Genomic DNA, 24,556 nt, shown 5'->3' with positions numbered 1-24,556 from the left:
TTTTCGGAGGCAAGAGCTTCGCGGCTTGACGTCTATGTCTCATCGCGAAACGGTCGATAGATGCCGAAAGACCATTCTAGGCGGAAGTGGTAGTCGCCCTTGGCAAGCCTGTGTTGCCCACCTCATTCACCACAGGCCAAGGTCGACCAGAGGAGATGTCCGGATGGCGGGGACCAGAATCGAACCCACCTTCCTCATCACGCTCTGCATCAATTTGCTCCAAATAGTCGGCAGCGAAATTGGCCGTTTCGGGATCAGAAGACAGGATCAGACCGTACAATTCTCTACGAAGTTCGTACAAATCGCGTGGAATAACAGAGTATGACGACGAACCGCTACCTGTAGGCTGGTGGAAATACAGAATTTTGGAGCGCGTATTCCAGCCATATTGACCGATGACACGGCGTCCGGTCTTGTCTTGTGCCAGCTTCAGGACGGTAGCGTGATCTGCTCCAGCGAGAAGGATGCCCGCGAGCAGCGCCTTCTGTCGCTCATTCGTTGCCAAGTCATACCGCTCTGGTAAGCTCTCCAGCGCCGCTGACGAGAGCGTCAAAAAAAGTTCGTCGGGGTAGTCGAAGCGTGTAACTTGCTCGATCGGCTTGTTACCGTATTTTCCGGCCGCTATTTCCAATAGGAAGTCCAGCGTTGCCTGTCCCGGATTCTTGAGCGAAAGAAACAGCTCGTACTGGTCGATCAACTCTGGGCATCGGGTTACGAGCCAGCGCAAAAGCTCGATGCGAAGACCCTCGTCCAGATGACGCACACTGTCCAAGAGATCCCGGACATGCCATTTGCCAAACTCGAACTTTGCTGCCACCGCCTCGAGGCCGTCGAACAACGCGAATGGCTGATCCGATACCGGTAGCAGCTCCAGCCAGTCGAACAACCTGCTTAGGTCATTGTCCTGTATCCATTTGCGATCACCGTGCTCGGCCATCGCGTCCGACAACCCCTTCAAGAGGATGCCGGCGGGCACGACAAGACCACCGACCATCATGCGTTGGGCGAGTTCGAGCCGCTGCCAATGTGGTAACTCGGCCTGCAAGATGTCGATCAGGAATGCCGTGCGGTCGCCATGCGGAAGCAGTACGGCGCAGCCGGCAGATCGCGCCGCACGTCCAAGTTCTTTCAGCGAGCCGCCTTCACGCAAGGTCTCCGCAGCCTTGAAAAGCAGATCCGCTGTGTCGCAGCTCTGGGCGCGGTTCCTTGACCGATTTGCGGCAGCACGAACGAAGTCGGGCCATTGGCTGAACTTGCGATCATTGTCGTGAGGCACTGGTTCGTTTCGCTGCTGCCAAATAACTTGGAGACCGACAGCAGCTTCTGGACCGAAGTCCGCGTCGAGTAGAAAACGCTTGAGAACCGCTTCGGCCTCGTCGTTGCCGATAGTTGTCAGCATGATGCGGTACTCGTGAACGTGAGACCATCGCATCTCGTTTAAGGCTTTCTCGTTGGACCTGTTGGCCGCGTATGCCGCCCTTGCCGCGGCAAGACCCGCGAGGTCCGCTTCGACCATCCTATCCAATATGGGCACCTGACCAGCATCAGGGACGCGGCGCATCGCCCACGTGAGTTGGGCCATGTGATGCCGTGAAGCCGACTTACCGATGAGCTGCTGCCCCCATCCTTCTATGAGTTTGACGGCAGCTGGTCTGGTGGCAGGGGGCATCTGCAAGTGCTCGATATCGCCGCCGCGACCGTGCCGGCTGAGAATATCGGCCAGGTCATGGATTTCATCCGGAGTGAGCCCCTCTGCGAACTCCTGCAAGACATCGATCAGCACGCTTGCGCGCGTGCTTTCCAGCTTGTCTGCAAGCTTTCGGAAGGGTCCGTAGGCCTCCTCTGTCCGGTCGCCGTCCGCTCGGAACTTGCGTCTGGCATCAAGGTAACGCACGACGAGTTCCCGAACAGTACTGTTTCCAGCGAGAAAACACGCCGCGCTTGGTCGATCGCTCTTGTCGTCCTGCAGCGTCAGCGTGGCTACGGGGCCGTCGTCGGTGGGCTCGACGCCCTCCAGATACTGCTGCGGCTGATAGGGTAGGTCGAGACCGTTCTCCACTCGCCACTTGAGCGCAACAGCGACATGGCGCGGAAATCGCGCCCAAGCGTCGCGCACGATATGAATACCGCGGTCCTTGAACGAGAACGCGGGGTCTCTCAACTCGCGCTCAAGCGCCACCGCTACTTCTTCGTCCGGAAGGGCGTCGAGGGCCATGGCCAAACGTGTCTCAGGAGATGTATCAGCTTTTACCAAGGCTTTACGCCTTTCCGTCAGATCGGCCAGTAGCGCGGGATCGCGAACACCGTCGAAGTGGCCCCTTTGCGCGACTGTCTGCACCAATTCCTCACCGGAGGCTTTTAGAAGCTCCTCCATTTGCCGCGTGGCCAAACGGAAAGAGAGACCTTCAAAGATGCGGAGTCGGATTTCCAGGTTGTTTTCATTCAGCGCCAATGCGAGCACCGCATCGAGGGCGTCCCGATCGCCATGAAATGCCAACTCGGCAGCTAATGTCTCTCGTGCGTGATCTGGCAATCCCGCGAAGTCCCGTACTAGACGATCTCCAAGGACGGACGGATTGAACCGAGGCACGATTCTCATCGCGTTCATCTGGTTCTGACCGTCATCGCCGGAGACGAAAGGCCAAACGATATCGGCAAACTCGGGCCTTTTGGTCTCGATCATGAAGCCCACTGCGCGGTCTAACTTGCCTTGCGTATGCCAAGCGCGCGCGAACCTTACGACTCTGTCTCCAATGATCTCCCAGACAGTCGGCCCAGATCGCGCGACAACCTGCGCGGCGAAGATCGGGTCGATACCTAGCAGTACGTCCACGACCTTGGCGACAACCTTGGCGCCCGCCTCGTCCTTCCGCGACATACGCTCGCAGGCGAACAGGACCACTTCGGTCCAGCTGCGATCGTTGAGCGCGAGAATTGCAAGCGGATGCTCGAGGCTGAGGTCGTCGCCTGCCACCATGAGCTCCGCCTCGAGGTCGAACGATGCAAACCATTCCTGTAGCTGCTGGTGCTGGAAGGCGTAGAGCTGGCTATCCTCCCTGATCAGCAAGTGACTTGCCACGAGGATGTCGAGGACGTGAGGTGGGTTTGGTGCGGCGGAGATCTGCCCCTCAGACACGAGCTTTTTGCTGGCGCCCGATATGGCCGAACGCATTTCACGATCAGGAATGGTCGGCGTACCGGACAGCTGGGCGGCCGCCGCAATGACCGTCAGGTAGGTTTGCTGGGCGTCGTGCAACTCCCGGTAAAAAAGCTCTTTGTTGGCGGGAACGGCTTCATGGGCCTCGACCATTCGGCGAAGCACTTCTTCCTTCGTTTCTGGCAGTTTCCCCGAAGTGGCCGCCTCCAGTAAGGCACGCAGGTACAGGGGGTTGGTGACCAAGACCCGCAGGCCCGCGGTCCGCCAGGCACCATCGAGCACGCTGGCGCCATCCTGCCCCCTCATACCCTCCGCGATTTCCAGTTGCTGGTCATCCGAGAGGGGAAGGATGGAGATGCGGCGTCCCGCGAGGGGAACGTCCAGTGCCGTTCTGCGACTGCTCATCACGACCTTCAGCAACGGAAACTGTGTTTCGAGCTCCTCCATCTTCTGAATGAGGCGGCGGCGTGCCGCCTCGGGAACTTCATTCCACCCGTCCAGAAACAGGGCAAGCTCGCCGTGTTCGGCCAAGAACTTGAGGTGCGCGCTAGAGAGCGCCTCGTAGCTTCTGCGGCGAGATGCCCAGTCGAACAGGTCTCTGCCGGACTCGGCCCATGCGCCGAGTGGCACAAAAACCGGTACAGGACCGGCCTCTATCATCTTGCGGGCGATCTGGATAAGGGTCGTAGTCTTGCCCGTGCCCGGCGCCGACAGCAGGACGATATGCTGTACATTAGCGAGAACCTGAGGGAAATTGGCTTGATTCAGATGGCTGATGCCCTTAACGCCTTCGGCCGTGAGTTCGAGCTCCACGGAATGCTTGGGCCAGCTCCGCCGCCGCTCGTAGGTTTCGATATCTGCCAGCGCCGCTGCGCGCACCTCCGTTTTGATAGTCGAAAGATCGGCATTCGCCGGTAGACCGAGCCGTGAAATATAAGGAGCCAATTGCTGGATAAGTTCGTATGACAGCTGGGCGATGGTCGCTGGGCCCTTGCCGCTGGCAAGTTGCTGGAACGCGCGCTCTTCGGCCTCCTGCTTCCACTTCCCCAGCTTCTCGACCGTGAACTCTTCCGGGTTGTGATCGATGAGGTGGGCGTGGTCGGCGCACAGCCAGATTCCGTTATCTGCACTCGCCCGTTCCATCGGTGTCTGACCGGAATCGTATCGGGGGCCGCCGGGTGACGCGGCTTTGATATGGGCGGCTACGCCGATGGTGTTCGATCCTTGTTCGCATTTGCGTGGTCCGATGGTCAGCCGCTGGCACTGCGGGTTGGAACACAGGTAGCCGACGCGCTGGGCGAGTTGGATTTTGACAGTGGGCTTGAAGTCGTCACGACGGCGTGCCGTAACAGCAGGCTTGGCGCCGTCAATCGGCGCGGGGGTTTCGGGCGTCATAGGCGTGTCGGGCATGAGACGACAATACTTGAAAAGCCAATTCCTTCAAGGAGTTCAAATGGCATATCGGAAATTCGCATTTCTACCTTGAAGGTTTCGCACTCCCGCGGACCTGCCGCGGCTACAACAATGGTGGTGGCCCCACTGGCTATCGCAAGGAGTTGGTGCGCGTAGGCTTGCTGGCAAATCATAAAGAACCGTCGACCACTCAATAGGTGAGCTCCTCGTATTTGACCACGAGTGTGGGCGGGGCTAAACGGCAGAGATTCAGCGAGCGATGGCGAAGAGTTGGCAATCAGGCCCCCGCCGGACACTTCGATCGGGCCAAGTGCTTGATCTGTCACGTTTATCTGCCTGCTTTGGACCAGAAGTAATGGCAGGTCGTTGGTTCTGATCCTTTCAAGAGCTGGCCCAGTCAGCCCAGCATATCCAGCCCGTGCTTCTCAACGATCGAGAGGAGTTTTAGCGCAGGGCCACTGGGACGCTTGGCACCGGTCTCCCATTTCTGGATGGTAGATTCGCTCGTGTTCAGATAACGGGCGAAAACGGGCTGGCTCACGTGGTTCCGTTCGCGTAGCGCCTTGATGTCCTCGGGCTTGAGAGCGACTGGTACTGTGAGACAGGTCTCGTCAAACGTCCGCATGGTCTCCTTGTCAATGGTGCCGGCGACATACATGCCTTCAACCGCGCTATGGATCGCTTCGAAGGCATCACTCTTGAACTTACGCTTCATTGCCATTGTAGATCTCCGTAAGATGACCTGAGGCGATTTCCGTCTCAATATCAGACACGGTCTTTCGCCTGTATAGGTCCGCTAGTTTGCGGAACGCGACCAATTCATCGTCATCAATGTTTGCACGGTCCTTCTTGGCGAACAGGTAGGCGAATACCCAGAACTCACCGGTCTTGGCTAATATGATCGAGCGATACATATTATCGTTGAGACGTTTCTTGAATACGCCTCCGCCGAGATCATCGGCCTGACCCAGCGCCACTTGCTCGATGGCCTTGTAGAGTGCCTTGTCGGAAATCCGGGCTTTGCGAGCGGCCCTCGCAAACCAAGCTGTTTTGAACCCTCGCTGTCTCATGACTTTCTGTAGCACCTAGTGCTACGAAAATCAATGCTGCTCCGAAGCATATCACGCCGCCTCCCAGACCTGGTTCAGGATCTTCGCGGCCAGCTGCCTTGTCCTGCGGCAGAAAGCGGCCGTAGTGGTTCATGACCATCTCTGGGGTATCCTGGATGGCATAGCTGGCCTGCTCGTATGAGCCCGTCTGCTTCAAGATGTGGGTCGCCAGCACATCTCGAACATTGTGGGGTCCATGGGGAAGAAGTCCCTTGATGGCACCGCGTCCGGTGTACGGATTATAGATGCCATATCGCTGGATGATCAGCCGCCAGGCTTCGTAGAAGGTTGTTTGATTGTAGGATGCTTCCTTGCTCGTCGCCTTTACCGTTTTGACGAATAGGGTGCCGGGGTCGTCCGCGCTGCCGAGCAAAATACGACGATGGCGCTCGATGTAAGCGTTCAAGTGATCGTAAAGGCCTTGTAGATTTGGCAAGACAAGCCTGAATGGCTTGGACCCGAAGAAGGAAGAGTTTGCGTTCTTGAACGCATTGGAAGGGATCAGAACTTCCCATCCATGATCGCGCTCGCTCCACCGGATTTCACCCCGCTTCATATCTTCAAGGCGGCGTTCGGGTGTTGGGAACTGGCCGCGTGGGCAAACCATCAACTGGCGAAGGTTCTTTTGCCGCAAGCCAAGGTGGAGACCGAGACGCAACATCAAGAATGATCGCACAGCTTCGGCGGCGGCGCGAGGATAACGGTTTTCGTCGGGCATCCGCGCAATGATCTCTTCGGTGATTTTCCTGTATTCTGCCAACGGACTATCGACCTCAAGCACCGGCATGATCGGTTCGAACGGATCTCGGTGAACACGCATTACGCGCTGAACTTCCTTCGAGCGGTGTGATGCATGTTTAAAGCAGATTTCGCACGTACCTCGCCAATCCTCGATGGCGGTTGCTAGTTCGCTATGGGAAATAAGGCCAGGGATTGGCTTTACACCCTTGACCAATTCCGGGTGCTGCCAAAGCCATCCAGTTTCGGCCCGAAGCATGCCTAGCGCCACACTCAGCATGTCGTGTTCCCATGCGGTGTAAAAACCGCGCCGGCGTTCACGCCATTGCAGGTACCAGTCCCATACACTGGGAAACACAAGCAGCCCGAACGTCAGTTGCCCCAGCGGAACGCCATACCCTTTCACCGCTCCCTTGGGAGAAGCCGCAAGAGCGCCAAACATCAGCCCGAGATGTTCGATTTTCTGAGATGCCGTTTCTTCGCCCCATACGCCGTTTCTCTGAAACCCGAGCGACGTCAGCGTGGCGGTTTTAAAGCTGACCAAATTGGCCATTTCCATCGCCAGCCGGGGTGGTGCATCGGTTACGCCGGCCAACAGATCCGGGTCTTCAAGCCCCAGCTCAGCCTGATCCTCGTCCTGGCCCCACGCGTTGGCGTCAAGGCGAGGTGAAAGCGTGCCGCCATAGGATATGCCTGGAAACCGTATCGCATAGCGCTGTCGTGTCGCCATGGCCTGGTATCGTCGGTAGTCGGTCGATCCAGAGATAATTACCCTCTGAACCCATTCGATGATCTCGTTTCGCTTCGCAAACGGCAGCGTGTTGAAATCGTCGGGTAGATGCCAAGCTAGCCTTCGCCTCTCAGCGTCACCGATACCCTCGCTTACATCGTGGCCATGGGCCGAGCGAGACTGATGTTGGAGCTTGGCTTTGAAATACCCCAAAGGTAGCCGGTAGCGCCTTTCGATGCGCGAAAGAATGTCGAGGCTTTCCACTGAACGTGGAGCCTTGGAACCATTCAGCCAGCTGAAGATCGTCTTTCGGTCGAAGGCCTCACTCTCGCGAACAACGGCTCGATGAAGATGCCAGGAGCTATCTCCGTGACGGCGCATCTGATAGGCGAGCGCATCCTGAAACTGAGGAGGGTCCTCGTTGCTTCGAATAATGGAGCCGGAAACTCCTCGACTTGCTTTGGCGGAACCCCAGGTTTTGCCTTTTGTTTGCTATGCTCTACGGCGGTTGCAGCTACAGGACTACCCGCCTTTCTTGCCCTTCGACCGACCGTTGCGGCTCGATTGACAGGATCCGTTCTCGGGTTGTCCTAGAGAATCTTCTGCTGCTGAACGGGATTGTCTTTTCTCCAGCGTTCAATTGCTTCAAAGCCGATTTGCAGGTTCTTCTTTAGTGCCGTGTTGAGCTCGGTTTCCATCCCGCAAGCTGCAACGACGGAAGCCCAATCGACACGTCCGTTTCGTCGCGGCGCTGCCTTCTGGTAAAGCAGCAAGCTTGCCAGGTAAGGTTTGATGTTCTCAAGTTCACGGGACGTGATCAGTGGCTTTAGCCGCAGATCGCAAAATTCGAAAATCTTGCGCTGAAAAATCGCGGCGGCGGGAGTAGCGTTTTTCATATCACCATTAATCGCAATAGCTTACGGGAGGAGAGGCGGGCGGTGGCAGCTAAAGCGAATTGGTGAATGTTGCGTAAATCGGCAATCTGCTTCGCCGGTCAAAGCGTCAGCTGTGAGTATAGCGCTGGCGGCAAGGCCTCCCGCAGATGCCATGTGACCGATATGGGCGCTTCGCGCTCCCAACTCACGAAGTCGACCTCTCCGCAATAGATGAACGGCGCCGGCTTCGAGCCGATCTTCTTGGTTTTCCGGACCAGGAGATGGACCTGAAGTCCAAGGGCGCGGTGCTAGCCCATCATGCCGCCCTTATCGAGCGGCACCTGCAGAAACAGATGCTGTTCCTTTGCAGCAAAGCCGACCTTCCATAGCGCTGTTTCGCATCCAAAATGTATGCTGCGACAAAAATGCTAGTCCCTTGTCATTAGAATTTACGCTCATTATGCTGGCACGAGAGGGACATCATGGCAGGCATATTCAACAAAGTGGCGATCTGGCTGCGCATTATGTGCGCCATTGCGCTTGTCTGCGTTGGATTCGCCCATCGTATGCCGACAGCATATGCCTCTCCCTTGCCGCAGGAAATGGCAGCTTACGCCCTTCCTGACGGCACGATACCGGTACTTTGCACCCCCCAGGAGGATGGTTCGGCCGGAAATAAGGGGAGCCTTGCAGACAAGGGCTGCGATGCTTGCCGGCTCAGTGCCTCCACAGATCTGCCGCCTCCGGCGGTTCTTCCGATCCCGTTGATGAAACCGGTGCGCCAGGCTGTTCTGCCTGTCCGTTTCGAAGCCTTTACCCGCCAGCTTTTCCCGCCCAATGCGGCGCCGCGCGCGCCACCGGCCGTTTCGCTTTTCGTCTGATTCCGCAGTCGCTGCCCTCGCGCCGGCTGTAAGCGAAACACGCCGGAACGCCAAGCCTTTGGGGCCTGTTCCGGATAATCACGGGACATTCCCATGCTGAACCATACGGGACCGGACGTTTCACGTCCCTTCATGCCGGAATTCATCCATCTGGACAGCCATCGCGGCAAGCCGGGCAACGGTCGCAGCGCCGTCTTGCCGAAAACGCTCCTGTTTCGCGAAGGCGAGCGGGCAGGAACGCTCTACCGGATCGAAGAAGGCTGTGTCGCCCTTTCGCAATTGCTGGCGGACGGGCGTCGCCAGATCATCGACATATTGGGGCCGAGGCGGCTGTTCGGAATGTCGCCGCTTGCGGTGCAGCTTGCCACGGCCGAAATGCTGTCTCACGGCATCATCGAGCGGGTGGAGGAAGCCGATGTCGATCCCGGTGAAATCGGGGCCAATCTCCGACTTATGCTGGGCCGAAGCCAGTTTCACGCCACGCTGCTCGGTCGCAAAACGGCATCGGAAAAGGTGGCATCGGCCATTCTCGATCTCTCCAACCAGTTTGCGCGCCGTCCGTCATTGCGGCGCAGCCTGCGCACAACCTTCACGCTGTTTCTCACTCGCGCCGACCTGGCGGATTGGCTTGGCCTGACAGTCGAGACGGTCAGCCGCTGCCTCAACAGCTTGAAACGGGCTGGAATTCTCGATTTCCGACATCCGGAAATCATAACCATCTGCAACCAGAACGCCTTGGCCGAAATGGCCGGAACCGGTGGCCATTTCTCGCTTGCAGAGAACGCTATTCAAGGTCTTCGGACCTGAATAACCCAATCGTCAAAAACACTCGGGACACATGTAATGACCGCCACTATCGAAACCACCCAGACGGACGGCCCGCGTTCTTTTGGCCGCGCTTTCTATTTCGCCGCCTGGCGCTGGCATTTTTATGCCGGCCTGTTCGTTATCCCCTTCCTGGTGATGCTTGCCATCACGGGCATGACCATTCTTTGGTTCACCACGGTTGCGCCGGAATATGGGGATCGCATCGCCATCGAGGAAGCCGGAAAGCCGATGAGCCTGACGGCTCTGGAAGAAGCGGTCCACAAGACCTATCCGCTCGGCACGATCACACGCTACATCGCGCCGCACGATTCGCGGACACCCGCCATCTTCATGATCACTTCAGAAGATGAGAACCGGGCGCTCGCAATCAATCCTTATGATGGCGCCACCGTTCAGGACCGTGCCAAGGAAGGCACCTGGAACGACTTTGCGACCAACATGCATGGCAAGCTGCTGTGGGGTGACAATGGCGGACCGGGTGACCTGCTGATCGAGACAGCCGCGGGCTTCGGGATCGTTATGCTGGTCACCGGACTTTATCTTTGGTGGCCGCGCAACGGGCAGCGTCTTTCCGATGCCCTCCGTCCGGCTCTTTCGGAAAAGGGGCGTCCGTTCTGGAAGTCGTTGCATTCCACCATCGGCTTCTGGCTGGCCATCGTGCTCTTTTTCTTCCTTGTCTCCGGCCTTTCCTGGACGTCTGTCTGGGGTGGTAAGCTGGTGCAGGCGTGGAGTACCTTCCCCGCCGAAAAATGGGATAATGTTCCCCTTTCTGATAATTCCCACTCGACATTGAATTCCGGCAACCTGAAGGAAGTTCCCTGGGCGTTGGAAGAAACCCTGATGCCGAAATCGGGATCTGATGCAGGTGTCCAGGGCCTGCCTGAGGGAATTCCCGTCAAGCTTGAGACAATTCATGCGCTCGGCCGCGCACTTGGATTTAAAGGCCGTTTCCAGATCGCTTATCCGGCCGACAGCAGCGGGGTTTGGACGCTCTCCCAGGATTCCATGAGCTATGACAGTCCGGACCCGATGGCTGACCGGACAGTGCATGTCGACCAGTATACCGGCAAGGTTCTGGCCGAGGCCGCCTTCAAGGACTATTCGCTTGCCGGGAAGTCCATGGCCGTCGGCATCGCGCTGCACGAAGGGCAGCTGGGCTGGTGGAACATCGCGATAAACCTCCTGTTCTGCCTGGGCATTCTCACTCTTTGCCTTTCGGGCATCGTGATGTGGTGGAAGCGCCGGCCCTCCGGCAGCTTCCGCCTTGGCGCACCGGTTGCACCGGCCAATCTGCCGCTCTGGAAGGGGGCAGCGCTTGTGATGCTGATTGTCGCTCTTGCCTTCCCGCTGACAGGCATCGCGCTGATACTCGTGCTGGCGCTGGACATGCTGCTGGTAGCGATCCTGCCCGGCTTGCGGCGTGCTCTCGATTGAGTGGGGTGCGACAAAAAACCTAAACGAAGCACGGCAGGTCTCACCTGTCGCGCTTTGCTCGTCTATCTGATTTCGAGAGCCGTTCGGGAATTCGTTTGTTAGCAGAGAACAACGTCAAGACGGAGCCTTCTTAGCATCCGGAAATACACTACAAAACGCACTTCGGTTCTGCGTTATTGTCAGATAAGGCATTGAAAAAACGTATTTCCTTGCGTGGCTCGAAATCACTCAACCGTCTAATTTCTCATTTGGAAATACATGCAATTTGACTCCCTCCGTCACCGTGCCTTCGAAGCTGTGGGGTGTTCACTGGTCACGAAACCGATAACCGATGCCTGGCTCAGTAAAAATGAAGCGAGGTGCCAGTGGGCTATCGCCCAACTTCTCCCGCAGGTGTTGCATGTGGATGCGCAGGACCTGCGTGCTGTCAGGCGTATGCTTGCCCCAAACGTCACGGATAATCTGGCTGTGGGTCAGGACCTTTCCGGGGTGTCGGATCAGCGCCGTGAACAGCTTATACTCTATAGGTGTAAGATGGACAGGCGTGTTATCCAGCAGGATCCGCCTGCCGGCTGCATCATGCACTAGACCGTCGATTTCGGTTATGTTGGAAACACCACCCCGCAGTTTGACCGCATGCCGCAGAGCAACTTTAATTCTTGCCGAAAGCTCAAGCGGAGAGAACGGCTTTGTCAAATAGTCATCTGCCCCATTCTCCAACGCCTCGACCTTCTCCAGTTCCTGGTCGCGGGCGGACAGGACGATGATAGGAATGTCGCTCCACTCGCGGATCGAGCGGATAAAGCTCTGCCCGTCTTCATCCGGTAGCCCCAAGTCCAGAAGAACCAATTCGGGCGATGACTGAACCAGAAGCTGGCGTCCTTCGGTCGCGTCCGCAGCCTCCATGACCTTGTAACCCAAAGCCTCAAGAGAGCGGCGGATCAACCGTCGAACGTCCTTTTCGTCTTCAATCGCAAGAATCACTGAGACAATCCTTCTGCCGAATTTGAGAAGGGAAGGGAAAAGCTCAAACATGCCCCACGTAGCTTATCGCCGTTCGAAGCAGAGATGGAGCCACCATGCGCCTCGACAATGCCGCGGCATATCGCAAGCCCAAGACCATGACCGCCTTTGCTGCGGTCGGCTTGGACGGCGACGCCTGTCTGAAAACGGTCGAATATGGCGTCTTCTTCTCCAGCGGGGATACCTGGTCCGTCGTCGATGACCGATGTCTGCAGCATCGCGCCTTTGCATTCAATCCGCAGGAGAAGTGTTCCATCCGGCGCTGTATGCTTGATTGCATTTTCAAGCAGATTTGCGACTACTTGCTCCACAAGTGCGCCGTCGGCATCGATCAAAGCCAACGGGCCATTGATCTCGATCCGCAACATTCTTTCTCCCCGAATACCATCGATTCGCTTGAGTGCCGCGCCAATCAGTTCCTGAATATCGTATGGTTGCCGGTTGAGTGTCAGCTGACCTGATGAAATCGCCGCCATCCGCAGGAGATTGGCGGTAAACCGCTGCAAATCATCGATCTGCCGCGATAACAGCACCACATCTTCCAGAATTTCGCGTGGTAGTTTGCGCCTTTGGCGGAGTAGGCTGCCTACTGTGCCCGACAGAACGGTCAAGGGTGTCCGGAGATCGTGTCCCAAGGAAGAGAGAAGAAGGTTCCGCAATCTCTCGGATTCCTTTTCCGACTGGGATCGGCTGACAAATTCGGCCTGTCGAAGCCGCATCACAGCACCGGCCGCAAGGGCGGCGATCGTATCCAGCTCCACCCGGTCCTGATGGTCCATAGCTCTCGGTGTGGGCCATGTCAGCCGCAGAACCCCCAGTGTTTCTGAACCGTTTGCAATAGGTACATCCAGAGGCGCAGTCGTCTCCGATCCGCCGCGTCCGATTATCGGTAATTCTTCAAGCAGGAGATCGATATCTGCGCCGAAACGGGCACGTATGGGACCGGACAGGCTCCCTTCAACATCCTCCCGGCTTGTGGCCTGGAGAAGCGAGCGGGAAATCGCGAGCATGTCCCTTACCTGGAAATACTCCCTCTTTGTCGATGCCAGCCGGGCTGCAAGACCTGATGCCAGGAGTGCGGCAAGCAGGGAACTGACCAGCATGAATCCGAATGTCAGGTACGAGGCGGGATTAAGTGCATCGAAAGTGTAATAGGGCGGCGTAAAGAGAAAATTGAAAGCCGCAACGCCGAGCGCCGCGGACAGCAGGGCGGGGGCAAGTCCGCTCCGCAAGGCCACGGCCACAACGGCGGTGAGGTAGACCATGGTGAGGTTGTCGGCGTCGGTATGATCGCGAAACGGAAGCCCGATAAAGGACGCGAGGGCGATGGCTCCAATGGCCACGCCAAAGCCGCCCACACCCGATGGCATCAGCAAACGTTTCAAGTTTTTGCCCGACATACTGATCCACCCGTGCACCCATTGCCGGCCGATCGACATGGGCCACCATCCTATATGACGACCTGCGTTCCGAGCTCAACCACGCGGTTCGTCGGGAGGCGAAAGTAGTCTGAAGGATCTGCAGCCAAGCCTGCCATGAATATATAGAGCCGATCCTGCCAACCGGGCATACCTGCGCGTGGATTGGATACCAACTTTCGACGACCGACGTAGAACGAGGTCGACATGATGTCGAAGACGAGGCCCTTCTTGCGGAGAAGACTCATGGCATGGGAGATGTCCGGCGTATCCATGAAGCCGAAATTCAGGGTGAGCAGTGTGAACCTCTCATTCAGCCGCTCGAAGTCGCCACGCTCGTCCTCAGGCACCGTCGGGCGAGGGTGGGTACGCACGGTCAGAATGATGATTGTCTGATGCAGAACATGGTTATGCTTGATGTTGTGGAGTAGGGCGGTCGGGGTGGATTCAGGTTGCGACGTCAAGAACACGGCCGTTCCGTTGACGGTTTCTGGTTTGTGGCTTGATGCCTCCAACGACGGTATGAACCGGCGAAGCGGCATGTAAGCCGAGCGCGTTTTTTCCACGATTTCCCGCGTCCCACGCCGCCAGGTGAACATGGCAACGCAAACGCCCAGAGCGATGAGGGCCGGGACGTAGCCACCGTCGAGGAACTTCAGAAGATTGGCGGAAAGAAATACGACTTCCAAAGAAGCCAGCGGCCCCACAAGGGCGAGGGCCGCCCAAAGCGGCCACCTTCTTATGAGTCGCAGGTAGTCCAAGAACATGATGGTTGTGACCACCATCGCTCCGGTGACAGAAATCCCGTAGGCGGTTGCGAGAGCATCCGATGACCGGAACATCACGATGAGCACGATAATGCCAACCAGCAGCATTCGATTGACGAGCGGAAGGTAGATCTGCCCGGTATCCGTGCTTGACGTGTGCTGCACATCCATATGCGGAAGGAAACCCAGGTGGATGGCTTGCCGGGCGAGGGAAAATGCGCCGGTTATTACAGCCTGGCTTGCAATGATGGTGGCAGCAGTGGCCAGAAGAATGACCGGAAGCAATGCCCATTCCGGAAACATCAGAAAGAACGGATCGCTTGCAGCTGCGGGATTAGCCATCACGAAGGCGCCCTGCCCGAGATAGTTCAGTGCAAGGGACGGAAACACGACAGCAAGCCATGCGGCCTGGATCGGTTTGCGGCCGAAGTGTCCGAGATCCGCATAGAGAGCCTCGGCGCCTGTCACGGTCAGGAATACCGCACCCAATACGACAAAGCCTACATATCCGCCCGAGAGCAGGAAGCTGAGGGCGTACCAGGGATTGATCGCATAGAAGATGGCGGGGGACTGCGCAATGTGTGACAGGCCCCCTATGGCCATAACGAAGAACCACAGAAGCGTGATGGGACCGAAGGCCCGGGATACCGTTCCCGTTCCTTTTGATTGAATGGCAAAAAGGGCGAGGAGAATTGCGATGCTGATCGGAAGCACAAAGCGTGACAGTTGAGGCTCGACAATCTTGAGACCTTCGACGGCCGACATAACTGAAAGCGCGGGGGTGATCATGGCATCGCCAAGAAACAGTGCGGCGCCGATGACGCCGAGCAGGAAAAGGAGCCGCTGATGTGCTGGCGATACCCTGTTCGAAATAAGCGCCAGCAGCGAAAGAGTGCCGCCTTCCCCTTCGTTGTCGGCCCTGAGCAAAAAGCCGACATATTTGATCATGACGATTATGGTGAGCGCCCAGAGCATCAGCGATATGATGCCGATGATTTCTGCGTCCGTCGTTCCGCCCGCTGAGACAGGTTTCAACGCTTCCCGGAACGCATAGAGCGGGCTGGTGCCGATGTCGCCGTAGACCACACCTATCGATCCAAGGGCCAGTGCCGCAAGTCTTCCCGCTGAGTTTGGGTTTGGCTGGCCGTGGCTATCCGGATGGGAGAGGTCAGTGGCGTTCATTTGGTTTCCCTTCGATTGCTCATCGAGGGAACTATCCGTTTCAGCATATAGATGCTGTTATGTCCGCGTGCCGTTCCGTATAGATTTCATATAGAAATGCCTGTCGAGAGGCAGCGCTTCGACCCACTTACAGTAGGATTTCTTTTCCCAGCTTCGTACCTTCAATTCGGTCATTGAGACAAAATGTCTGATCGGCAAAAGCGGCCGGTCTGCGAACAGACCTCGGTGATTTTGTAAGGTCACTTCGTTGAACGTCCGCGATATTTGAGACTGCCCTTTATCAAACCTTGACGGCCTCGCTAGCACCTGTTGCTGCCGCGCAGAGCGCGTCTATGTACGCCATTCCGGAAACGAGGTCAGCTTCAGTCGCCGGCGCAAACTCGGTAACCGTAAAGCCAACAATGTCGGATGTGGAGGCAACGCGACGGACCAAGTCCAACGCCGCAGATACCGATGCATTACCATCCTTATATGACAGACCGGCGAAATGCTCGGGATCAAGACAGTCTAAATCGAAATGTATATGCAGAGGTCCGTGAACAAGCTCGTCGGTGGCTAACCACCGAAGACCTTTGGCATTCACGAAAGCCCAGTCACTGTCATCACCCACATCGGCGAAGACGTAACGGAACTGTTCTACGGCAATCGGGTGACGAAGACGCTCTTTCAGTCTCGGCGGCGGGGAACCGAGTATAGCTGCGGCCGCCATTCCGTGCAGGTTCCCACTGGGCGACGTGTCAACCGTATTAGCATCCAGGTGTGCGTCAACCCACAACACCGTCAAGTCGGGATAGAGACCGCTCAGATAATCGACGATGGCGATATCGCACGCGCAGTCGCCGCCTGCGGTCAGCACCCTTGCCGGTTTGCGGGCGAGAAGAAGATGCTGCGCGCTGTCCAGCTGCCGGATGATGGATGGCAGTCTGTTCACTCCGTCTATTCTCTCGCTGTCACCTGCATCATCGAGACAGTACAACGGCGCCCATTTGCCACATACGTCCGCTGTGCCTTTCGCGCCGGCCGGTAATCGTTCCGGTCGACCGGAACCCTGCCATTGGGGATAGGACAACGCGATATCGAAATGCGATTTGCCATCCATTTTCGCGGCACGGTCCGTCATCGTTTCCACTCCAGGCTCGTCGGGAGGTAATGGCGCATTTCTGCAATATCCTTGATGAAGGGACGGACGGCTCGCAGGAATTCAGCAAAATGTGGGCCCGTCCGGAACTCCCTGAGATGGGCGTCAACCGAGATCCATTGGATGCGCAGGATGAAGACACCTGATGCATCGTCCGCGCATTCCGCCAGTTCGTATGCCAGGCATTCGGGCGCTGCCCTCAAGGAGCAGGCGGCTTCCGCATAAGCTGCAAGAAACTGGTCACGGCGATCAGCACCCACTTGATACCGTACGTATTCAATTGCATGTTTCGTCATCGGTTTTCCTCTTCAATATCCCGACTATCGTCATCGGCTCTCACGAGCGAACTCCTGAGGGGGATAAGGCGGCGGAGCCCGGGTTCACGCAGCCACAGGCCGCCCCAAACGAAAAAACCGAGATAGACGCCAAAGAATGTGTGGGTCAGCAAGGGATTTCCCACCCGCATGTGCGTCGCTACCGCGCCGCCGAGATAGGCCGTAACCAGTATCGCGCCCAGGATAGCAGTCCGCGGCCACAGGTAGAGAACCGTCGGCAACGCCAGCAATAGGCCCAGGGTAAGAATGGTGGCCCGGTCGTAGGGCCATCCAATGCTGGCTGCCGCTTCTGGTGGAACGCCTCCGGCAAGCTTGGCCAGGCTGTCGACCAGTAGAAAAGGTCCCACAAGACCCGACTGCGCCCAGCCGACCGTCGTCATCCAGCGGGGCTGCCCGGCAGCCACTTCGGTGCTTCTTTTATCCATAGCGCCGGAATTCATGGGCGGGCGCCCTCTTGATCGATCAGGCCGATCCAGGCACGGGCGATGGAAGACAGCATGTCTGCTTTTTCGTTGGCTTCCTGGTCTGATCCGAGCTTCAGAAAGGCTTTGCCTTTGGTGCCTGTCTCCAGGGCGGCGAATTGCTTCAGCAAGACATCCCCTTCATGGAAGATCACGGCGATGCAATCTTTCAGGCGAGGATTGAGCGTGGCGAATGGTCGGCCATACTCGAAGCTTGGCCCGCCCCACCGAACACTCGCCGCCATGCCAGCATTGGAAAACTGGCGGCAGACCAGTGCGATGCCCTCCTTCATCGGATGTTCCAATTCATCAAGAAAAGTTTCGAGGGATTGAACCTTTGTCATTCATGACTTCCTTTCTCGCGTTCTCGACATGGAAACTGTCGTGAACGCAAGAATAGGAGCCGGGACCTCGCAGCTCATTTACATTTGTTGAGACCGGATGCGGCTGAGTTGAGTGGGTGTGATGCCGAGATAGGACGCGATTTCATGCTGCTTCAGGCGCTTGAGAAGCGTGGGATACTCACGCGTGAACCGCTTGTAACGCGCCGCGGCGTCCTCGTTGCGGAAAGACAGTTCCAGCGGCTCCTTCTCGACGATCCAGTGGCGCTCCATGTAGGCGATGTAGAAGGCGGCCACGCTCTGGTGCTTTTTGACGAGTTGCCTGAAACCGGCAAAATCGTACTCGGCGCATCGCGTCGGTTCGAGTGCCGTGAGCGAAAACATGCTGGGTGATCGGGACACAAGTGCACTTACCGAAGCCGCAAAGCTGCCTTCCGGAAAGAAGCGCTTGATGGCAAGGCCTCCATCGCTATCGATACTGGCCTGGGATACCAGGCCCCCGCGAATGAAGTGCACTCGTGAAGGGATTTCACCTTGCTTGAGAAGCGCTTCGCCCTTGTCCACGGACCGGGCCTGCAGTAGTTCCCTCCAGGCAAGACGTGCTTCGGGCTCCAGTGCCGAATAGACAGCGACCCGCGCGAAAAAGTCTTCGAAGTCATCCACCTTCTGGCCGTTACTTGCCATAGCCGAATTCCAAGGAAAGGGCCGCCGGCTTGCGGCCCGGAAGCGGTTAGTTCGCTATATGTATCACGAAATTGAAGTCTGTTTTCCTGGTTCTGTGCCGTTTTTGATGAAAAAGCTATAGGCTGCTGAATATATTCGGTAGGGTTCGAATACTTATTTCGCTTTTCCGGCAAGACGAGTGTGCAGAAAGCAAAAGCCTCTGGTCACGATCAACAACGCGGGTAGATTGCATCACTTACCGCTATCGAGACTGCTTCGGTTCTTGAAGGTCCGTCTAGCAGCTAGCGAATAATAGCTCTTTGCAGCATGTTACCAAGACCGGACAGACCGCCTTCGACGCCAAACCGGCAAGTAAACTGTTGCCCGGACCGGAAGGTGCTGCCAATTAAACCCACTGAACTACGGTCGGCCGTTCAATTCCTTTCAAGGCGGTTTAACCAGTTCGCTAAGTCTGCGTTTGGCCCAAAGTAGCCAATGGTCACTATGCGGTTATAGGCCAGCTGATAGGTTCTGCTAAGTTAGATAGTCGCATACTTTCTAGAGAACTTTAGCCAATCTCCTTACCCCTTCGGCAAGGTCTCCGATGCTCAGCGAAGCGTACCCGAACACAAAGCCAGCATACGGTGGCCTACGGCCCAAATAGAGCGAACCAATCGGATAAATTGCAACACCTTCGCCGACAGCCCTTTTCGCAAGTTCGATTTCGAATTCGTAACCGTGACGATTGAGGTTGCTGCATAGCATCCCTGAACCGTCCCTCAGCCTCAATCTGCCCAAGCTCTCGTAACCTCCCGTGCGGTTTCGGAATCGTCACAAATTAATACGAGTCTATTATGATGGTCGGAGTACTGTACCAGAATATTGACGTCGGCTTCAGCCAACGCACGTGCGATAGCGCCAAGCTGTCCAGGAGTGCCCTGTCTAATTTTCCTTATAAGCGGTTGGTGCATCGCTATGACAGGAATGCCCGCAGTCTCAGCAGTTCGTCTTGCGGCTTCGCCATCACAAAATAGAAAGTGGGCAACCGATATCCCGTCCTGCGTGAAGACACCGCCACCTTCAAAAGCTATACCCGCTTTTCCCATTGCTTCGCCCAGAATCGCAAGTTGCCCAGGCTGGTCACTTAGATGAAACTCAAGGTCAAACATGGTCAGGTAACTCTTGGTGAAAATTGCGGCTGTCATTTGGAGCTTCATCGCGGGCCTTCATACCGTAGTCCCGTGAAACATCAGCAATACGTATCCTATAATCAGCAAAAACGTGATCACGACCCGCCGCCTGCACCCGACGATGCTCTGGTAAGTTGCGCCACTGCGCGACGGATGCCTCGTCGCGCCAGAAGGATAGCGATAAAACTTTTCCAGGAGATGTCAGGCTCTGAAACCTTTCAATGGAGATGAAACCATCAAGATCCGCAAGCAGCGGACGCAGTTCGGCAGCAAGATCAAGGTAATCGCCTTGTGCTTCGCCTGGCACCCAAGCCTCGAAAATAACGGCAATCATACGCGCGCCCCATGTGGAGTGGATGCCAATTTGACGAACAGTCGGTTTTCGCGGCGAATGAACCCGGCGTTCTTTGCGAATTCGTAGTTCGCGCGACCTACTGGATCTGCAGCCAAGCGGGCGCGATAAGCCTCATAGTCTGCTAGACTTGGCAGTGAATAGATACCGTAAGCAGTAGAAGTTGATCCCTCATGTGGCGCAAAATAGCCGATGAGATCTGCTCCGCAACGTGGGCTGCATTGGCCCCAATTGCGAGCGTATTCTTCAAATAGCTCACGTCGGTTGGGATCGATGTCGTAGGTGATTATGCAAGTGATCATGTCTGGCCTCTCCTAATGGCAGGATCATATTCAATTGCGCAGGCTGATTGGTTCGATTAACGTCGAACTATGAGAGAAGGTCCTGATATCGCCCGTATTGCCGCTTTGGTCGCCGATCCTGTTCGCAGTGCAATGCTGCTCGCACTAATGGATGGTCGAGCGTTAACGGCGACCGAGCTAGCCGGACGAGGCGGCATTACAAAGCAGACTGCCAGTAGCCATCTTGCAAAACTCGTCGATGGTGATGTTCTATCCGTCGAAATACAGGGCCGTCACCGGTACTTTAGGCTGGCAGGACATCATGTCGGCAGCCTCCTAGAAGCTTTAATGGTATTCTCTAGCGATGCCGCACCGCCAGTACGGACCGGACCGAAAGAACCGGAATTGCGTAAAGCACGCATATGCTACGATCATTTGGCGGGAGAGATGGGTGTGCAGCTATTTGATCGGATGCAAAATGACGGGTGGCTATTAGAGGACCTGACCGTCACGGAGCGCGGATGGATAAAACTTTCGGAGATCGGCGCCACGCCAGACCATTTGCCGGCCAGCAAGCGCCCTCTTTGCCTTGGCTGCCTTGATTGGAGCCAACGACGCAACCATCTCGCTGGCCGGCTCGGCAAAGCAATTCTGGACTGTTTCTTAACGCAGGCGTGGGCAAAACGTGTCCCTGAATCGCGCATCATTAGTTTTACGCCAGAGGGTCAACGGCGATTTCAAACTTGGTTGAGATAATTGGGCACCACGGCGTGAGTAAACATAAACCTATCGCTACGTTCCCTTAATGCCCAATTAAAGGAGCCTTTGGGCTCAGGGCACAAGCAAGCGGATCAAATAATACACCCTGCCGAACCAGGATTTTTGTTATGCGAGAGGATGTCGGGCCGCTTTCTTAATAGTAAGCGTCCGGTCAGGCTCTTTCCGACGGGATTTCTAGGTTCTACGGCAGGAGTTCATCGATCCGTTTCATGGGATGTTCGGCGATGCGGGTCAGGACATCCCGGAGATAGGCCTCAGGATCGAGACCGTTGAGCTTTGCGGTCTCGATCAGCGACAGGATCGCAGCCGCGCGTTCGCCGCCTTTGCCCGACCCGGCAAACAGCCAGTTCTTGCGGCCGAGCGCAATCGGCCGGATAGCCCGTTCGGCGGCATTGTTGTCGATCTCGATACTGCCGTCATCGAGGAAACGGCAAAGCGATTTCCAACGAGACAGTGCATATCGGATCGCTTCAGCCGTTCCGGACTTTTGCGGCAGGCGCTTGAGATTGTCGTCCAACCATGACCGCAGGGCTTCGACCCTGGGAGTGCTGCTCTGTTGCCGCGCAGCTTTCCGCACATCTGGCGGCTCCCCTCGAACGGTCTTCTCGATATCGTAGAGTTCGCCGATCCGCCGCAGCGCCTCCTCGGCAATAGGCGCTTTGCCCGACGTCGTCAGATCGAGGAACTTGCGTCTTGCATGCGCCCAGCAGGCGGCTTCGAGAATGGCCGGTGGGCCACCTAGCTCGTTCGGTTCATAGAGATCACGAAAGCCCGCATAGCCGTCGGCATGCAGCACACCCGAGAAGGTCGCCAGGTGCCGCCTGGGATGCAGTCCCTTGCGATCCGGACTGAAGAAGTAGCAAACGGCCGGTGGTGTCGTGTCACCATGGGGACGACCGTCGCGAACATAGGTTCACAACCTGCCTGTCCGGGTCTTCCCCTTGCCTGGTTCCAGCACAGGGACGGGCGTGTCGTCACCATGAAGGCGATGGCCTGCAAACACATGCCCGCGAAGCTTCACCAGCAGCGGCTCCAGCAATTCGCTGGCCTTGCCGATCCAGTCGGCCATGGTCGAACGGGAAAGGTCGACACCTTCCCGTGCGTAAATCTCGGATTGGCGATAAAGCGGCAGGTGATCGCAGTATTTGGCAGCCAGAACATGGGCGACGAGACCCGGCCCCGGCTTGCCGCGCTCGATGGGCAGCGACGGCATCTCGGTCTTGACCTGCGTATCGCAGCCCTTGCAGGTAAAGCGCGGCTGGATATGACGCACGACACGAAACGAGGCCGGGACGTAGTCGAGAACCTCGCTGACGCTCTCGCCTGCGCGGATGAAGTCGGAACCGCCACAGACCGGGCATGCGCAATTTGCCTGATACGTCACGTTATGGCGTGGCAGATGGTCGGGTAATGGCTGGCGGCTCGGTTTGGCTTTCGCCGCACCGGCAATTGATGGGGCTGCCGAGATGATGGCTTCTGCCTCGGCCGCCTCAATATCTTCCAGCGCCAGTTCGAGCTGTTCAATGGCGCGGTCCATCTTCTCGGAGGAGGAGCCAAACCGAGCCCGCTTGAGGACCGCAAGCTGCGCCTTCAATTTGTCGATCAGCGTGTCGCGGGATTGAAGCTTCCGAGCCTGTTCAGCCAGCTGATCAGCCTGCGCGGCGATAATGGCTCGCAACGCATCGACGTCTTCAGGCAGGTTTGAATGGCTCTCTTCCATGCCAAAAACTATAGCTGATTTGACGCCAAATCGCTACATATGTCTCTGTTAAGATTAGCCTTTACCCTACGCAACCCGTGTCGGAGCGGAGGTCCAGGCGGGTCGCCGTCAGTCGATACCCTCCCACAGCATCGACAACTGCGCCGCCGTCAGCCGGGCGGTGCCGTCGGTCGCAGACGGCCAGGGAAAGCGGCCCTTCTCAAGGACCTTGTAGTAGAGGCAGAACCCCTGGCCATCCCAGAACAGAAGCTTGATGCGATCACCACGACGGCCCCGGAATGCGAATACCGATCCCGACGCTGGCTTCTGGCGAAGTGACGACTGCACCAGCACCATCAGGCCATCGATCCCCTTGCGCATATCCGTCACACCGCAGGCGAGATAGACGCGCACATTTGCGCCGGGCGTGATCATGCGTCTTCAACCGAGCGGATCAGTGCTTTCAGGACGTCAGGCCCAATGTTGGCCTCGACCTTCAGGACGCGGCCGCCCTTACAGCCGATCTCGATCCGCATGGGACGTACCGACCGCTTCGCCGCAGGCGTGTCGACTGGGGCGGGTCGCTCGTCTTCGTCGCTCGTCTCAGTGGCAATCAATGCGACCGGCACAAAGGAGACCACCGGTTCCGACTGCTTGGCCAAGAACTTGCGCCGCCAGGTATAAATCTGCTGGGGTTTGACATCGTACCGCCGCGCAACGTCGGCAATCCTGGCATCCGGCTCGGCAGCCTCTTGCAGTATCGAAAGCTTCTCATCGTCAGACCAGTCGCGTCGGCGCTCGACGCCCGTCAAAATCTCCATGCGGCCCATAGTTCATCCCTGATGACGTCTCTAATGACGGAATTAGTGACGTAACTTCAGGTGTTCGCGGGAAATCTCAAAGACGGCTTCACCGGACACTTACTGAGAGCGACCATTTCAGGGTGAAGAAGAACAACACTGCGCGTGGAACGATCGCCGGGTTCGAAGCGAGGCTGTGGCTGCGGAATGGGTTTGGCTTTTTAGGCGAGTGGACCGTCAATGAGAAGAACGATCTGCTCGCCCGCCTCAACCCTTTTCGAGTGAACAATCTCAGGAGACTTCCCAGCTAGCTCGTGATGCGTGCTACAGAACACTTCTCAAGCGCATATCTTCTCATGGTACTCTAGCACCGCACCATTTCGCTCTGACAGCCAGACGAGGAAAGCATCGCTGCCAAGCGGACGACTGATCCAATATCCCTGAAGCTCGTCGCATGTAGTCTTTCAGGAACGAGGCCAAGTCTATGCTGGTGAACTGTGTCTTCCCCTCTGCAGTGAGCTATATTTTCATCCGTCCCCGTTAATGGAATACATCGCGCCATATCCATATGGTACTAATATGATAATTAATATCATTCATTCTCGTTTATAGGTACATTGCTTCAAGCGGTCATAAGCTGTCTCAGCGCGCTTCTATAAGCGAGTTCAACCTGGTCGCGCTTCCCATGCCTGCCCGCTTGGACGACATGGTCTCCGGCGGCCCAGACATCGGCTATGGCGATGTCACGGCCGAAGATGAGGCGGTCGATCCACCCATCTTTCTCCACCGGAAGCGTGGCCCTGTCTTCAAGCGCAACCAGATCGGCGGGCGCACCGGCCACGATGGCCGGGTCGGGCGCGCCCAGTGCCTGCGCGCCGCCGGCAAGCGTTGCGCGAAGCAGCGCTCGCCCGGTCGAGCCTTCCCCGAGCGCGAGCAGGTTTCGCTGGCGATGGAACAGGCG

General features: G+C 57.0%; 21 protein-coding genes and 3 pseudogenes. 5 read left to right on the top strand and 19 right to left on the bottom strand.

Annotated elements, in window-relative coordinates:
• Window positions 1-76: 76 nt before the first annotated feature.
• The 5 genes and pseudogenes from ACT54B_RS18165 to ACT54B_RS18145 form a co-directional block, all read right to left on the bottom strand.
• The gene (locus ACT54B_RS18165; RefSeq protein ID WP_476046939.1) at window positions 77-4,552 is read right to left on the bottom strand and encodes an NACHT domain-containing protein; all 4,476 of its coding nucleotides are present in this window, start codon (window positions 4,550-4,552) and stop codon (window positions 77-79) included.
• Between the two features lie 415 nt (window positions 4,553-4,967).
• On the bottom strand, window positions 4,968-5,291 hold the full coding sequence (locus ACT54B_RS18160) for a helix-turn-helix domain-containing protein (RefSeq protein WP_476046938.1): 324 nt from the start codon (window positions 5,289-5,291) through the stop codon (window positions 4,968-4,970).
• Window positions 5,275-5,640, bottom strand: coding sequence for a type II toxin-antitoxin system RelE/ParE family toxin (locus ACT54B_RS18155; RefSeq protein ID WP_476046937.1), 366 nt, complete (start codon window positions 5,638-5,640; stop codon window positions 5,275-5,277). Before ACT54B_RS18155 ends, ACT54B_RS18160 begins: the two co-directional genes overlap by 17 nt.
• Window positions 5,641-5,691: 51 nt before the next feature.
• Window positions 5,692-7,593, bottom strand: a pseudogene (locus tag ACT54B_RS18150) (hypothetical protein); the annotation flags it as partial.
• Between the two features lie 144 nt (window positions 7,594-7,737).
• A complete protein-coding gene (locus ACT54B_RS18145; protein WP_476046935.1) occupies window positions 7,738-8,043 on the bottom strand; it encodes a hypothetical protein in 306 nt (101 codons plus the stop codon).
• Between the two features lie 953 nt (window positions 8,044-8,996).
• On the opposite strand from ACT54B_RS18145, the gene ACT54B_RS18140 reads away from it, so the two are divergent.
• Complete coding sequence (locus tag ACT54B_RS18140) at window positions 8,997-9,710, top strand: Crp/Fnr family transcriptional regulator (protein WP_476046934.1); 714 nt, start codon at window positions 8,997-8,999, stop codon at window positions 9,708-9,710.
• Window positions 9,711-9,746: 36 nt separating this feature from the next.
• A complete protein-coding gene (locus ACT54B_RS18135) occupies window positions 9,747-11,165 on the top strand; it encodes a PepSY-associated TM helix domain-containing protein (RefSeq protein ID WP_476046932.1) in 1,419 nt (472 codons plus the stop codon).
• 306 nt (window positions 11,166-11,471) lie between these two features.
• Here ACT54B_RS18135 and ACT54B_RS18130 read toward each other — a convergent pair whose 3' ends face one another.
• The 11 genes from ACT54B_RS18130 to ACT54B_RS18080 all read right to left on the bottom strand — a co-directional run bounded on the left by ACT54B_RS18130 (window position 11,472) and on the right by ACT54B_RS18080 (window position 20,337).
• Window positions 11,472-12,149: a response regulator gene (locus ACT54B_RS18130; RefSeq protein ID WP_476046931.1), complete on the bottom strand. Its 678-nt coding sequence runs from the start codon at window positions 12,147-12,149 to the stop codon at window positions 11,472-11,474.
• The gene (locus tag ACT54B_RS18125) at window positions 12,146-13,627 is read right to left on the bottom strand and encodes an ATP-binding protein (RefSeq protein WP_476046930.1); all 1,482 of its coding nucleotides are present in this window, start codon (window positions 13,625-13,627) and stop codon (window positions 12,146-12,148) included. Before ACT54B_RS18125 ends, ACT54B_RS18130 begins: the two co-directional genes overlap by 4 nt.
• 11 nt (window positions 13,628-13,638) lie before the next feature.
• Complete coding sequence (locus tag ACT54B_RS18120; protein WP_476046927.1) at window positions 13,639-15,555, bottom strand: potassium transporter Kup; 1,917 nt, start codon at window positions 15,553-15,555, stop codon at window positions 13,639-13,641.
• A gap of 280 nt (window positions 15,556-15,835) precedes the next feature.
• A complete protein-coding gene (locus ACT54B_RS18115; RefSeq protein ID WP_476046926.1) occupies window positions 15,836-16,675 on the bottom strand; it encodes an arginase family protein in 840 nt (279 codons plus the stop codon).
• Window positions 16,672-16,989 carry a putative quinol monooxygenase gene (locus ACT54B_RS18110; RefSeq protein ID WP_476046924.1) on the bottom strand — a complete coding sequence of 106 codons (318 nt, stop codon included), beginning with the start codon at window positions 16,987-16,989 and terminating at the stop codon, window positions 16,672-16,674. The genes ACT54B_RS18115 and ACT54B_RS18110 overlap by 4 nt, the downstream gene beginning before the upstream one ends.
• A complete protein-coding gene (locus ACT54B_RS18105; protein WP_476046922.1) occupies window positions 16,986-17,468 on the bottom strand; it encodes a DoxX family protein in 483 nt (160 codons plus the stop codon). The genes ACT54B_RS18110 and ACT54B_RS18105 overlap by 4 nt, the downstream gene beginning before the upstream one ends.
• The gene (locus ACT54B_RS18100; protein WP_476046920.1) at window positions 17,465-17,833 is read right to left on the bottom strand and encodes a hypothetical protein; all 369 of its coding nucleotides are present in this window, start codon (window positions 17,831-17,833) and stop codon (window positions 17,465-17,467) included. The genes ACT54B_RS18105 and ACT54B_RS18100 overlap by 4 nt, the downstream gene beginning before the upstream one ends.
• Before the next feature lie 78 nt (window positions 17,834-17,911).
• Window positions 17,912-18,514: a Crp/Fnr family transcriptional regulator gene (locus tag ACT54B_RS18095; RefSeq protein WP_476046918.1), complete on the bottom strand. Its 603-nt coding sequence runs from the start codon at window positions 18,512-18,514 to the stop codon at window positions 17,912-17,914.
• A gap of 764 nt (window positions 18,515-19,278) precedes the next feature.
• Entirely contained in the window at window positions 19,279-19,662 is a 384-nt protein-coding gene (locus tag ACT54B_RS18090; protein WP_476047405.1) for an amino acid-binding ACT domain-containing protein, read from the bottom strand.
• Window positions 19,655-20,017, bottom strand: a complete 363-nt coding sequence (locus ACT54B_RS18085; protein WP_476046916.1) for an antibiotic biosynthesis monooxygenase family protein — start codon at window positions 20,015-20,017, stop codon at window positions 19,655-19,657. Before ACT54B_RS18085 ends, ACT54B_RS18090 begins: the two co-directional genes overlap by 8 nt.
• Window positions 20,014-20,337, bottom strand: a complete 324-nt coding sequence (locus ACT54B_RS18080) for an NIPSNAP family protein (protein WP_476046914.1) — start codon at window positions 20,335-20,337, stop codon at window positions 20,014-20,016. Before ACT54B_RS18080 ends, ACT54B_RS18085 begins: the two co-directional genes overlap by 4 nt.
• Window positions 20,338-20,406: 69 nt before the next feature.
• On the opposite strand from ACT54B_RS18080, the gene ACT54B_RS18075 reads away from it, so the two are divergent.
• Window positions 20,407-21,072, top strand: coding sequence for an ArsR/SmtB family transcription factor (locus tag ACT54B_RS18075; protein WP_476046912.1), 666 nt, complete (start codon window positions 20,407-20,409; stop codon window positions 21,070-21,072).
• Window positions 21,073-21,277: 205 nt separating this feature from the next.
• Here ACT54B_RS18075 and tnpC read toward each other — a convergent pair.
• The 3 genes and pseudogenes from tnpC to tnpA all read right to left on the bottom strand — a co-directional run bounded on the left by tnpC (window position 21,278) and on the right by tnpA (window position 23,625).
• Window positions 21,278-22,816 (bottom strand): annotated as a pseudogene (tnpC, locus tag ACT54B_RS18070) (IS66 family transposase).
• A 108-nt stretch (window positions 22,817-22,924) separates the two neighbouring features.
• Window positions 22,925-23,230, bottom strand: a complete 306-nt coding sequence (tnpB, locus tag ACT54B_RS18065) for an IS66 family insertion sequence element accessory protein TnpB (protein ID WP_476046910.1) — start codon at window positions 23,228-23,230, stop codon at window positions 22,925-22,927.
• Window positions 23,227-23,625 (bottom strand): IS66-like element accessory protein TnpA, encoded by a 399-nt coding sequence (gene tnpA, locus ACT54B_RS18060; RefSeq protein WP_476046908.1) that lies wholly within the window; start codon window positions 23,623-23,625, stop codon window positions 23,227-23,229. The genes tnpB and tnpA overlap by 4 nt, the downstream gene beginning before the upstream one ends.
• Before the next feature lie 95 nt (window positions 23,626-23,720).
• Here tnpA and ACT54B_RS18055 point away from each other — a divergent pair.
• Window positions 23,721-23,906 (top strand): annotated as a pseudogene (locus ACT54B_RS18055) (IS6 family transposase); the annotation flags it as partial.
• Window positions 23,907-24,280: 374 nt separating this feature from the next.
• On the top strand, window positions 24,281-24,556 hold a 276-nt coding region (locus tag ACT54B_RS18050), incomplete at its 3' end, for a hypothetical protein (RefSeq protein WP_476046906.1).

Source organism: Gellertiella sp. DMC107 (genome assembly GCF_056313605.1).
Note: the sequence above shows the minus strand (reverse complement) of the source record. Positions and strands in the feature narration are given on the sequence as shown.